9 protein-coding genes and 1 pseudogene are annotated in these 13,757 nt (G+C 26.6%); 3 read left to right on the top strand and 7 right to left on the bottom strand.

From position 1 onward, the window contains the following. Positions 1–7: 7 nt before the first annotated feature. The 4 genes from Q0K52_RS02895 to Q0K52_RS02910 form a co-directional block, all read right to left on the bottom strand. Entirely contained in the window at positions 8–1,393 is a 1,386-nt protein-coding gene (locus Q0K52_RS02895; RefSeq protein WP_297296277.1) for a glycoside hydrolase family 1 protein, read from the bottom strand. Between the two features lie 20 nt (positions 1,394–1,413). Beyond that, entirely contained in the window at positions 1,414–2,751 is a 1,338-nt protein-coding gene (locus tag Q0K52_RS02900; protein ID WP_297296280.1) for a PTS transporter subunit EIIC, read from the bottom strand. A gap of 124 nt (positions 2,752–2,875) precedes the next feature. After that, the gene (locus Q0K52_RS02905) at positions 2,876–3,958 is read right to left on the bottom strand and encodes a DUF871 domain-containing protein (protein ID WP_297296282.1); all 1,083 of its coding nucleotides are present in this window, start codon (positions 3,956–3,958) and stop codon (positions 2,876–2,878) included. Between the two features lie 74 nt (positions 3,959–4,032). Beyond that, entirely contained in the window at positions 4,033–4,341 is a 309-nt protein-coding gene (locus Q0K52_RS02910; protein WP_297296284.1) for a PTS sugar transporter subunit IIB, read from the bottom strand. Between the two features lie 132 nt (positions 4,342–4,473). Here Q0K52_RS02910 and Q0K52_RS02915 point away from each other — a divergent pair, with 132 nt between their 5' ends. Together Q0K52_RS02915 and Q0K52_RS02920 are read left to right on the top strand one after the other, a co-directional pair. Beyond that, positions 4,474–6,357 (top strand): BglG family transcription antiterminator, encoded by a 1,884-nt coding sequence (locus Q0K52_RS02915; protein ID WP_297296286.1) that lies wholly within the window; start codon positions 4,474–4,476, stop codon positions 6,355–6,357. Then, positions 6,354–6,620 carry an HPr family phosphocarrier protein gene (locus Q0K52_RS02920; RefSeq protein WP_297296288.1) on the top strand — a complete coding sequence of 89 codons (267 nt, stop codon included), beginning with the start codon at positions 6,354–6,356 and terminating at the stop codon, positions 6,618–6,620. The genes Q0K52_RS02915 and Q0K52_RS02920 overlap by 4 nt, the downstream gene beginning before the upstream one ends. A 370-nt stretch (positions 6,621–6,990) precedes the next feature. Here the strand turns inward: Q0K52_RS02920 and Q0K52_RS02925 are convergent, their stop codons facing one another. Then, on the bottom strand, positions 6,991–7,953 hold the full coding sequence (locus tag Q0K52_RS02925) for a radical SAM protein (RefSeq protein ID WP_367270955.1): 963 nt from the start codon (positions 7,951–7,953) through the stop codon (positions 6,991–6,993). Positions 7,954–8,546: 593 nt separating this feature from the next. On the opposite strand from Q0K52_RS02925, the gene Q0K52_RS02930 reads away from it, so the two are divergent. Continuing rightward, entirely contained in the window at positions 8,547–10,487 is a 1,941-nt protein-coding gene (locus Q0K52_RS02930; RefSeq protein ID WP_297296292.1) for a hypothetical protein, read from the top strand. A 75-nt stretch (positions 10,488–10,562) separates the two neighbouring features. Here the strand turns inward: Q0K52_RS02930 and Q0K52_RS02935 are convergent, their stop codons facing one another. Further along, positions 10,563–11,594 (bottom strand): deoxyguanosinetriphosphate triphosphohydrolase, encoded by a 1,032-nt coding sequence (locus Q0K52_RS02935; RefSeq protein WP_297296294.1) that lies wholly within the window; start codon positions 11,592–11,594, stop codon positions 10,563–10,565. 126 nt (positions 11,595–11,720) lie between these two features. Beyond that, positions 11,721–13,546 (bottom strand): annotated as a pseudogene (glmS, locus tag Q0K52_RS02940) (glutamine--fructose-6-phosphate transaminase (isomerizing)). Positions 13,547–13,757: the final 211 nt, after the last annotated feature.

A 13,757-nucleotide genomic window follows, 5' to 3' on the forward strand; every position in this document is an offset into this window, starting at 1 on the left:
TTAAAAATTAAGCTTCAAAGCCTTTATTTTTTACAAGTTCTTTAAACCAATGTCCTGATTTCTTTATTGTTTTTTTACCGCTTTCTAAATCGCAGCGAATAAATCCATATCTATTTTTATATGAATTAAGCCAAGACCAGCAGTCTATAGGTGTCCACATTAAATATCCAAGACAATTAGAACCTTCTTCTATGCCTTTATGAAGCCATTTTAAATGTTCTGTTACAAACTCTATTCTGTAATCATCTTCTACTACGCCGTCTTTTATAAATCTTTCTTCATTTTCAACGCCCATTCCATTTTCTGTTATGAGCCATCTCATATTAGAATAATTATTTTGTATATTTTTAGCTATATCATAAATACCTTTGTAGTATATTTCCCAGCCTCTGTATGGATTCATAAGTCTGTTAGGCATTTCATAAGGTTCAAAGAAATTTTCAGGCATTAAAGTATCTGATTCAAATTTAGTTTCTCTTGCTTTAACTCTTCTAGGCTGATAATAATTTATTCCAAGTAAAGTTATTGTATTTTCTTTTAATATTTCTTTGTCGCCTTCCTCACATATAGGAGTAAGATCATTTTCTTTTACGAATTTTACTAAATCTTCTGGGAATTCTCCTTTAGCAGCAGGATCTAAGAAACTTCTATTAAATAATAAATCGCATATATGTGAAGCTTTTAAATCTTCTTCATTGTTTTCATCTCTAGGATAAGAAGGAGTTAAATTTAATATAATTCCTATATCTCCAGTTTTTCCAGATTCTTTAAATGCTTTTACAGCTTTTGCACTAGCTAAGTTCATGTTATAAACTACTTGAGCTGCTCTTTTAAATGATACTACTTCAGGATAATGGAATTTATATAAATATCCGCCTTCAGCAACAACTATAGGCTCATTGAATGTAAACCATTTTTTTACTTTATCACCATATAGTTCAAACATTTTTGCAGCATATTTAGCATATAATTCTACAACTTCTCTGTTTTCAAAGCCGCCTATTTCTTGAAGTTTTAAAGGCATATCAAAATGGTATAAGCACATTATAGGTTCTATATCATTTTTTATAAGTTCATCTATAACATTGCCGTAAAACTCAACTGCTTTTTCATCTAATTCTAAAGTTTTGAAATCTTTTACTATTCTGCTCCATTGTATTGAAGTTCTCAAAACATTATGACCAGTTTCTTTTATTAATTTTATATCTTCTTTATAATCTCTAAAGAAATTAGATGTATATACAGGGCCTACTTGATTATGGAATTTCTCTGGTGCTATTTCAAACCAATAATCCCATATACTTTTATTAGCTTTATCATAGAAACCTTCGCTTTGAGGTCCTGATGTAGAGCTTCCAAATAAAAAATTGTCTTTAAACTTATATTGTTTCATATTATAAAAACCTCATTAATTTATTTATTATTTGCTTCTTCTCTTTCCAAAGATATTTCATAAGCTTTTAAGAAAGGTATATATACTAAATAAGAAGTAAATATTAATACCAAACTTAATATCATAGAGCCAAAATTAAAATTAGTAGCAAGTAAAGCACCTAAAGGACCTGGTGTTGTCCAAGGAACAGATGCTACAATATGACCTATAATATTTAATTTTGTCAATATAAATGCTACTGATGCATTAATGATTGGAACAAATATGAAAGGTATCATTAAAACAGGGTTCATTACTACAGGTGTTCCAAACATTATAGGTTCATTTATATTAAATATTGCAGGTACAATAGATATTTTTCCAATAGATTTAATATGTTCATTTTTACTTCTTACCATAGCTATTGCTAATCCTAATGTAGTACCAACACCGCCCATCAAAGCATAACAGTCAAAGAAACTTCCAGCCCAAACTTTTGTAATAGCTTCTCCTGCTTGTAATGCTGTTTGATTTACAGCTATATTATATGCTGTAATTGATGATACTATAGCACCTAATATGTTAGTACCATGTAAACCAGCAAACCATAATAAATGTATAAGGAATAGTATTAATATTACTGAAGGTAAAGAGTCAGAAGCATGTAATAATGGTTCAAATATTTTCATAACTAAATCAGGAACCATTATCAAGAAATTCTTTTGTATTATTAAGTTTATAGCTTGGAATAATACTGTTACAACAAAAACTGGTATTATCAATTCAAAAGATTTTGCTATTGCTGGAGGTACAGAATCAGGTAAAGTTATAATCATTTTTTTATGTACCAATACCTTGAATATTTCTATGGATATTATACTGAATATAATGGCTACAAACAATCCTTTTGAGTCCATATATCTAGCATCCATAGCAAGTATTGAAGTATCAGCATTTACTAAAAAAGATTTTGCTACTGATTCTATTATAGTAACGTATTCTACTTTTGCAGATACTATTAAAAAACTATATAATGATAAAAATCCGCCTGTTACAGAATTAAGCTGATAATGTCCTGATAATGAATAACCTATACCGTAAGCTACAAATAGTGCCATTATACCCATACTAACATAAAAAGGCTGTATTAAGTCATTTTTAAAGGCAGCCATTAAATTAGTATACCATTCCATATACAAAAATGTATTTTTATCTGTAAGTGGTAAGTTAAAAATAAGAAGTATAAAGGAACCCACTATTGCAAAAGGCATTGAAAACACAAAACCATCTCTAATTGCATTTAAATATCTGTTGCTTGCCACTTTAGAAGCTATTGGCAAAACCTTATTTTCTATGATAGCCATTAATTTATCATTCATGATTTACTCTCCATAATTAAATTGTTATATATATTTTTTTATTTTTTTAATAATTAAAACATCTTGCAATATAAAGAAATTAGGGATTGCAAGATGTAATTTTGTATATTTGATTTAAGTGAAATTATTCTGTAATTTTAAATCTTTGGGACATGCTTATATAATCTAATAAGAATAAATATTTTTCTTCAATTTTACCTACAATATTTGTTCTTCCAGTATTTTTCATATCTTTTAATGCTATTTGCAATTCTCCAGCATAAGTACCATATTCTGAAGAATCTATAAGTATATCTCCCCTTTTAATGTCTGTAATAGGATTAAATATTTTAAAGTTATTTCCTTTATATTTTACTCTAGGATTTGATGATCTGATAAAATATGAACTAGCATCGGCTCTGTTTTGATGAAGTTCTTCAAGGATAATTTTTCTTTCTATTTCTGGGATATTATCTACTAATTTAGCTTTTAATGTTATTAATCTTTTATCTAAACTTTGAAGCTTTTTAAAAGATTCTTCATTAGCATAGCAGTTAGCGATAAATACAGCATCAACACCCAAGAAGAATAATTCCATAGCTTGTAATTCTATAGGAAGATTTCTATGTTCTTCTAAAGTACATATACCATCATCTACAGGCCAAGGTCCGAAAGTTGCTTCTTTGGCATTAACAAAAGCTGATGATTTTATTGAATGTTTTTTAAAACGGTTCATACTTTCAATAAATAGCTTTTTGTCTAATCCGCTGTATGCATGAGGATAAAAATTGTAACAACCTATTAAATTTTCTCTGTTAGGATAATAATTCATTATAGTATCTATATATGAAGTAGAGTTGCTCATATTTAGTTCTATTTTTAAATTATAATCATTATAAGTCATTAAACTTTCTTCATTGCCGCTGAATCCTAAATCTAATCTTATTCCCCAAGCTCCTAATTTATAAAAGAATTCTAAATTATCATAAGATATATCTAAATGTTTAAACACAGCTGGAGATATATCTAAAGTTGTGTATATACCTCTGTCTTTAGCATAATTTATTATAGTAGAAAATTCTTTAATAATATCTTCTTTAGAATGTTCTACTGATAATAAGCACATAAAACATCTAGTAAAACCGTATTTAGAAGCTAAATCCACATAAGCTTTGTTATCTTCCATTTTTGAATGAAATGGATAAATAGAAATACCTAATTCTCTCATAAATAATTAATCCTATTACAATTTATTTTAATCCTATAAATATTTATCTTTTGTATTGTTTGATTGCTGTTTTATTATTCTACTTTTAAACTTAAAGCGAAATCTAATATTTTTTCACCGTTCATAGTACCATAATCTTTGAAGTCTATAACATCTAATGGTTTATTTTTTTCTTTAGCTTTTGCTTGGAATTCTGCTTTTTGGAATTTAACTTGTGGTCCAAGTAAGAATACATCATAACTGTCTAATAATTCATAAAATCTAGCAGTGCTTACAGCTTCAATTTCTGCTTCTATATTCTTTTTTGCAGCTGCTTCTTTCATTTTTTTTACAACCATGCTAGTAGACATGCCTGCTGAACATAATAATAAAATTTTTGTCATATTAAACCTCTCTAGTTTTATTTTATGATAGTAGATTACCATTTTTTTATAATAACTCAAACGTTAAAAGTTCTATATTAATCTGGTAGTTTTTTGTTTGATTATGGCGTTAAATGGTGTATAATATATAGTATGAAAAGTAAATATGTTAAAGAAATATTATCTATATTATCAGCTAATTCCTATATAACAGCTGAAAGATTGGCAAAAGAGCTTAATGTTAGTGAAAAAACAATAAGAATAAAAATTCATGAATTAAATAATGAGTTTGAAAAAACTGGAATAAAAATAGTATCCAAGCCAAGATATGGATATATATTATTATGCGATGATAATAAAGATATTAAAGCCATTAACTTTAATTCTAATATGGTAAATGATTTTGAATATAGAGTAAAATATATTTTTGAATATTTAATAAACAATGATGAATATATTAAATCTGATACTTTAAGCGAAGCACTTGATATATCAAAAACTACTTTAACTAATACCCTAAAACTTATAGAAGATAATATTAAATATTATAATATAAAAATAGAAAGAAGACCTAATTACGGCATCAAATTAATAGGAACCGAATTTGATATTAGAAATTGTATTATAGACTACTATTTAAAACAGCAAATAGATGATGAAATATATAAAAATAAATTGGTAGAGAATGTAATTATTAATTTTATTAAAGATAATGATATTAAATTATCCGAAATCAATTTAGAAAATTTTATACAATATATATCAGTTTCAGCAGAAAGAATAAAAAATAATAGAGTAATTAATTCATATAATGAAGATGTGCTTAAAGATATAAAAGATGAAGAATTGGAGTTGGCAAAGAAATTAGCTGCAATATTAGAAAAAGAAATATGTATAAAATTTAATGATACGGAAGTAATATTTGTAGCAATACATATAGCTTCAAAGAGTTTATTAATATCTTCTGATAATCCTAATTTTATAATACAAAATAAATTAGATAATATAGTTCATGAAATGCTTGATTTAGTATTTAATAATTTAAAAATAGATTTAAGAAATAATCTTAATTTAAGACTTTTACTGAATCACCACATGATACCATTCGATATAAGAATAAGATATAATGTATTGCAAAAAAATCCTATGCTTTGCGATATAAAAAGTAATTACGGATTAGCTTATTTGATAGCTTCCGAGGCTAATACAGTTTTGAAAAGTTATTATAAAAAAGAAATACCAGATGATGAAATAGGGTATTTAGCTTTGTTATTTCAAATAGCATTAGAAGAAAATAATGATCATAAAAGTAAAATCAATATTCTTATAGTTTGCGGCAGCGGTAAGACTACTTCAAAATTACTTATGTATAAATATAAAAAGGAATTTGGTGAATATATAGATAATATTTATACAACCGATTTAATAATGCTTAAAGATTTCGATTTTTCAAAGATAAATTATATATTCTCAACAGTTCCAATAGCATTTAAAGTTCCTGTTCCTATTGTACAGATAGGTCTTTTCTTGGAAACTAATGATATTATAAATGTTAAAAATGCTTTGGAATTATCAAAGAATGATTTCTTACATGATTATTATAATGAAGATTTATTCTCACTAAATATTCAAGGCAATACAAGAGATGAAATAATAAAAAATATATGTATTGATATAAAAAAATATATAGATATACCGGATAATTTTTATGATTCAGTTATGAAAAGGGAATATTTATCAGAAACAGATTTTGGAAACTTAGTTGCAATTCCGCATCCATTCGATATTTTAACTGATAAAACTTTTGTATATGTTGCTGTATTGGATAAGCCTATTGTATGGTATAAAAATAATGTTCAGGTTGTGTTTTTAATTTCTATATCAAACAATAAAGATGATAATTTGAAAAAATTTTATCAGTATACGGTGGACTTTTTATTAAATGAAAATACTGTTATGAAATTGATAGAAAATAAAACTTTTGATAATTTGATGTATTTATTGAAAAATAATAATAGTGAGGGGGTAGTGTTATGACAGATTTTAATTATATTATAAATAATACAAATAATATACATGCCAGACCTTTGAGCGATCTTGCTAAAATAGCAAAGGATAGCCAATGCGAAGTTACTATCATTAAAGGAAATAATTCAAAAGATATAAAAAAGATTATAGGAATTATGCAGCTTAATTTGAAAGTAGGCGATGAGGTTTATGTAACTATAAAGGGCAGTGATGAAATTTTAGAACAAAAAGCAAAAGAGAATATATATAATTTCTTTAAATTAAATTTTTAATTATGATTCATCAAAAATTGTTATTATAAAAAATATTAAGTTTATTAGAAATTAAATTTTTAGTATATACTTAAAATTTTAGAGTTTGTCAATTGATACACTTTATATAAATGTTATCTACTTTTTTGCTGCACAAAAAAGTTTTTATCCTTCGGATACGCTACGCAAAAAACACAATTATTAGAACTTTATATTTTAAAAATACTTATTAATATAGGATATATCCTAAATTTAGACCATAAATGCAGGCTTTTTGGTTCTTTGTGCCAACAAAAGAACTGGGGGAGTGGGGGCAAAGCCACCACAAACAATAAAATTAAAAAAACTAAAATTGACAAAATATAGTTGTTTAGGTATATAATATTAACTCTTATTCAAAAGGTTTATCCTTTGTAAAATCAGGTAAATAATTTTCTGAGCTTTCCATTTCCTGAACTAATAAATTTTCAAATCCTAAGTCAAGAGCATAATCTACTAAATCATCATATTCTTTTTTGCTTAATTTCCTATTAATAGATTCAAAATCACAAGCTTTAAACTTTGGATTATATTGAGACATTAATGATATTGTAGTGTTTAAGAAACCTCTTTCTTTTAATTCTATTAACACATCATAGGAATCTGATTCATTATTAGGCAGTATTAAATGCCTTATTATTATTCCGCTTTGAGCAATTCCTTCGTTATTAAGAACTAAATCTCCAACTTGTTTCTTCATTATTTCTATTGCATTTATGGCTACATTAAAATAATTTTCTGCTTTGGAATATTTTACTGCTTTATCATCAAAAACATATTTTAAATCAGGCAAATATATATCAACAATACCATCTAAACAATCCAATAATTCTTTTGTATCATATCCGTTGGTATTGTATACTATAGGTAAATTGAGTCCTTTTTCTAAAGCTATTTTTAATCCTTTCAAAGCTGGATATATAACATGAGTTGCACTTACAAAATTAATATTTTTTGCTCCTTGTCTTTCTAAATCCAAAAAATATTCAGCTAAAGTTTCAATATCTATTACTTCTCCAACTCCGTCAGAACTTATTTGATGATTCTGACAAAATACGCAGCCTAAATTACAGCTTGAAAAAAATACTGTTCCGCTTCCTCCATCACCTACAAGCATAGGTTCTTCTCCGAAATGTAAAGTATGAGAAGCTACTTTTATATGATCAGTATCTTCAAATATTTTACATCTTCCTATTTTATTATTATTCCTATTTACATTGCATATATGTCCGCAGCATATACAGTTATCATATAGAAGTTTTGCTTTTTCTATTGCTTTATCTATTGTTTTTAAATGTTTTTGATTATACAAAATTTATTCCGTTTTTATTGTTTTTTAGTTTTCTGTATTTATGAAACTAATGAAAGTATTATACTAAAATTATATTTGTTTGTCAAAATAAAAATTGATGTATAGTATATACTGAAAATTTTTAAGTTTGTCAATTTTTTTATTGTTCTTTTTCCCGCCGCATACGCTCTGAGGACTTTGCCAAAGTAGCTATATCCTCGACAAGCTCGGATACGCTTTGCGAAAGTGCAAGGTATAAAATTGGTACTAAATCATACTAAAGTTGTCTTACATGTAATATAATTTATTAAATTAAAGCCCAATATAGCCTTTCGCCAAAGGCGGGCTGTGCCTGCTTCTTTGTGGCAATACCACCCTAAAGGACTTCCTTCGGTCGCAGGCACTCCTTTCAGTCGCAAAAGAAGTGGGGTGCTACGAAGTACGCAGAGCTGCACTCTGTGTGCTTAGCAGTGGGCAAAGCCCTGCAGATATTTAAAATTAAAAAAAATTATTTCTGACAAAGTATATTTGTTTAGGTATATAAGTTTTTTTATAATTGAATTTTTTATAATTTTAATTTATGATACAAAAATAACAATACATACAGAGGGTACTATATGAAAAATGTTATTTTTATAATTGCAGCATTTATTTTAATGACAGCTGTAATTTTATGCGGAGGCGGAAACAAAGAAGCAAATCAATTAGAACAAAATACTAACTCTCAAATTTCATCATACAATCAAAAAATAGAAACTAAAAAAGAATTCTTTGATATGAAATATGTTTATAAAGGTGTTAGAGCAGATAAAACTAAATTTGATGAAGAACTTAAAAATGCAAGAGAAAATAATGAATATGCAAAAAGAAATTTTGATTTTCTTAATAGGAAATTTGCAAATGATGATGAAAGAAAAAAATATTCTATAGAGTTTATATCAAATGTTAATTATGATCCATTTATTGAAATATTCAGCAGTTGGGATATGTACAATGAAGATTTTACAGATTATTATGTCGATGAATATTTATATGTTGATCAAAATTTAGCATTAAAAAAAGCGAGAGAAGAATTATTAAAATTAAATAAAAAAGATGCTGAAGTTTATTTAGCTTTATTCTTATCTCATTTTGCTTGTGATTCATTTTATTATTTTGAAGAAGAAAAAAAGTATTTAACAGAATGGAAAAAAGCAGGCGGAACTAATATATCTATGATGATAGAAAAGTATGATGATGATAATGCTTACAGCAATAAAATGAAATTAGTTGATTATATAATAGAAGCTCCAGATTCTTTAAGGGCAGAAAAATTAGTTATTGATGCCTATAATAATGGTTTTTATAAATATATTGTAAAAAATACTGGCTATATAGATTTATTTAATGAAAATAATTATTCTTTAACTTCAGTTGTAGAAGAAGGTACAGCTAGTGTAGCTTCATTAAATATAGTACCAGAAATAATCAATACAAATATAATTAACAAATATATAAGAACTTATATAAAAAATAGGGTAACAGATGATAGTATAAATGAGTATTTAGCATATTATGAAAATTATTATAATCTTGATACATATAATGCCTATAATGGCTGGAACAATCTTAATTTACTTGAGTTTAAAAAGAATACATTTTTAATTGAAAGCACTATGAACGGACTGGTAAATATACATTATTATAATACTGAGTTTATAAAAGATAATTTATATGCTTCATTTGAAGAGATAAAAAATTATAATTTTAGACTTGGAGATATAAATAATATAGAATCTGCCAAAATTAATTTAATTTCTACAAATGATTTGAAAGATTATACTAAAGACTCTAAATTTATAAGTTTTGGTAAATTTAATGAAGAAGAATATTCAGATTATGTAAGAGAAGCAATGTATTCGCGTTGGTCTTTGCATTATCCATCTTTCTTCTTATGCGATATCGATAATGACGGCAAAGAAGAATTAATGGTTTCAAGCGAGTATCACTATACAGGAGGAAGAGGCGGTGTAGTACATTATACTTTACTTTTGAAAGATAATTTGGAAATAGATTTTGATTCAGAAATAGGGCAGCTTATCAATAATAATGATTTTCAAAATTTAGAATGTATTCAAAAAATATATACTGAAGATGGTAAAAATAAAATATTTTTGTTAAATGAAATTGCTAATGAGGCTTTGGATATATTTATTGATAATAATAAAATAAATAATGCTGAAGTTTTTAATTATATTACATATAGTTATCAGCCCAAATTGGAATGGAAAGGAAGTATACTTGATGGAGTACCTGAAGGAGCTTTAAAAACTGATGCGAGCTTTGATATGTCTAAGGCCGAAAATGCATCAGATAAAGCAATCGTGTCAGACAGAACTTTGAGAATGGCTGATAAACTTATAAGCGATGCATATTTTGCTAAAAAGTCTACTTTAGATAAACAAGGTCAGGAAGATTTATTGGAACAAAGAAGATCAGAAATCAAAACTATTCAGGAAGCAAAAGGCGATATTAAAACAATAGAAGCTGAAATGCTTAAGATTTTAGGTATACAATAATTTTTATAAGAAATATATTTAATAAAAAGTGTATACATAAAATGCATGCACTTTTTATTATTGAATATATAAATTTTAAATATAATTAAGTTTTCCATAAGTGATTTTTTTATGCAAACTAATAGCCTCTGAATCTGTAAGATGGGCTACATAATCTTTTACTAATTCTTCATCACTATTATATGGAATATCAGCTTTTTTAAATAAAGTATCTTCCAATATAATTTCTTTATGTTTTAGTAAGTATTCAAATATTGTAGATATAATTCTATTAACTCTTTCTACATCTTCAAGTATAGCTTTGCTTTCATATACTTTTTTGAACATAAAAGCTCTTAAATCATTAATGGCTTTCAATACTTTTTTATCAATATCTATTTCCATTTTTTCCATACTGGCTTCTATAACAGCCATAATCATAGTGTCGGCTCTTTCACCATAAGTGCTTCCAAGTACATTAGTAATATCTTTTGGTATATCATCATATTGTAAAAGACCGTATCTAATAGCATCATCAACATCATGATTAGCATAAGCTATAGTGTCGGATATCCTTACAATCATACCTTCATTAGTGCAAGGTCCAGAAGAATCTGCAATTAATTTTCCAGTTTTACCTTTTGTATGCTTAATGATTCCATCTCTGACTTCAAAACTTAAATTAAGTCCTTTGCCTTTTTCTAAATGTTCCACTACTCTTAAAGAATGTGAAGAATGATGAAAACCTTTGAAATATTTTGATATAGCTTTTTCTCCTGCATGTCCGAATGGTGAATGTCCCAAATCATGACCAAATGCAATGGCCTCTGTCAAATCTTCATTTAGTCTTAATGCTCTTGCTATACTTCTGGCTATTTGCATAACTTCAAGAGTATGAGTTAATCTTGTTCTGAAATCTCCTACGGAAAGCATTATAACCTGAGCCTTATCTTTAAGACGCCTGAAATATTCACTATGTACTATTCTATCTCTGTCTTGCATATAAATTGTTCTTATATCATCTTTTTCTCTAGGGTATACTGTTCCTTTACTTTCAGATGAAAATGCAGCTGCCGGAGATAAAAAATCTTTTTCTCTGGTTTCTATATCAAGTCTTATAGTTCTCAAAATATCTTCCTTTATATTATTTGTATTAAAGTTATAGTATTCTAATAATTATGTAATAATAAATCAATTAACAAAAAATTACAATTATAATAATAATTTATAGTTATATATTACATATTTTTATAATTATTCAACGGTAACACTTTTAGCTAAATTTCTTGGTTTATCAACATTGCATCCTCTAATTACAGATGTATGATAAGCTAATAATTGCAATGCTACTATGGAAACTATAGGCATAAACATATCTTCAACTTTTGGTAAATAAACTATTTTTTTATATGAATCTTTATCTATATCAATACCTTCTTTTACAAATAGTAAAACATTAGCACCTCTTGTTATTACCTCTTTTGTATTGCTTATCATCTTGCTTAATATCTTTTCCTGTATTGCCAATGCTATTACAGGAGTATTATCTGTGATAAGAGATATAGCACCATGTTTGAGTTCGCCTCCTGCATAAGCCTCGCAATGAATATAGCTTATCTCTTTCATTTTTAAAGCTCCTTCCATTACCTGATAATAATCTAAATCTCTGCCTATAAAGAATATGCTGTTAGCTTCTTTATAATCATAGCATAGTGATTTTATTTCATCATTCATAGTGAGAACTTTATTTACAGAATCTATTGTATTAAGTAAATTTTTTATTAGAGTTTTTATATAATCATTATCTTTAATATTTCTTGCAGATAAGATTTTAAAAGTTATTAAATACATTATAGCCATTTGTACAGAATAAGCCTTTGTAGAAGCAACAGAGATTTCAGGGCCTGCATAAGTATATATAACATAATCAGCATTTCTAGCTATAGAAGAACTATTAACATTTACTATAGCTAAAGTTTTGTATCCTCTTTCTTTAACTAAATTTAAAGCAGCTAAAGTATCAGCAGTTTCTCCGGATTGTAATATGAATATTGAAAGAGTCTTTTCTGTAAGTATTGGGTTTTTATATCTGAATTCTGAAGCTATTTCGCATTCTACAGGTATTCTGCAATTATCTTCTATGAGTCTTTTTCCTATCATAGCGGCATGCATAGCAGTACCGCATCCTATTATATAAACCCTGTCAAAGAATGTCCAAAAACTTTCATCTTCGATTCCGTCTCTTGAAAAATCAGGAATACCATGTACTATTCTAGGTTCTATTGTATCAAGAAGAGCTTTAGGCTGTTCATTAATCTCTTTAAGCATAAAATGTTCATATCCGCATTTCTCAGCCTGTTCTACAGTCCAATTTGCTTCTAGTACTTCATAATCTTTTTCTTTTAAATTTTTATCATATATAGTTATTTTATTTTTTTCTAAAACTGCTATATTTCCGTCATCTATTAAAATATATTTATTTGTATATTTTAATATTGCCGGTATATCTGAAGCTAATAAATTTTCATTTTCACCTAAAGCAGCTATCAAAGGAGCAGATTTTCTAACGGCATATAATTTATTAATATCATCTTTAAAAATTATAGCGAATGCATAAGAACCTTCTATAATATCTAAAGCCTTTTTTATAGCAGTTAAAGGATCACCTTCATATAATGAATCTATTAAATTAGCTGCTGCTTCAGTATCTGTTTCTGATAGGAATTTATATCCTTTTTTTATCAAATCATTTTTTATATCTTTATAATTTTCTATAATTCCGTTATGTACCAATGTAAGCCTTTCTGTAAAATGAGGGTGAGCATTGATATCGGAAGGAGCTCCATGAGTAGCCCATCTTGTATGACCTATGCCTATATTTGATTCTATGTTTTTTCATTTTTTAATATGTTTTTTAAATTTTCAAGTTTTCCTTCAGATTTAAATGTAATAATATCATTTCTTGAATCAACAATAGATATTCCAGCAGAATCGTATCCTCTATATTCTAAAGAAGATAATCCCTGCATTAATATATCTGATGCATTATTATTACCTATATATCCAACTATTCCACACATAAATTAAAAAGTCCTTAAATAAAATTTTATCAAAAAATATAATTAAAAAAATCAGTTTTTTAATAATTTAAAATGATAAATAAAAAAGCTAAAAAGTCAATACTGTTTGAAGTAATACTGTAGATGATGTGCTTTACAAAAATGGTCATTTATTATAGAATTATGTTAATTAAATTTTTTATTATTACGACACTATAATATGGAAATTTAT

It is taken from the genome of uncultured Brachyspira sp., from assembly GCF_944390845.1.
Lineage (GTDB): Bacteria > Spirochaetota > Brachyspiria > Brachyspirales > Brachyspiraceae > Brachyspira > Brachyspira pulli.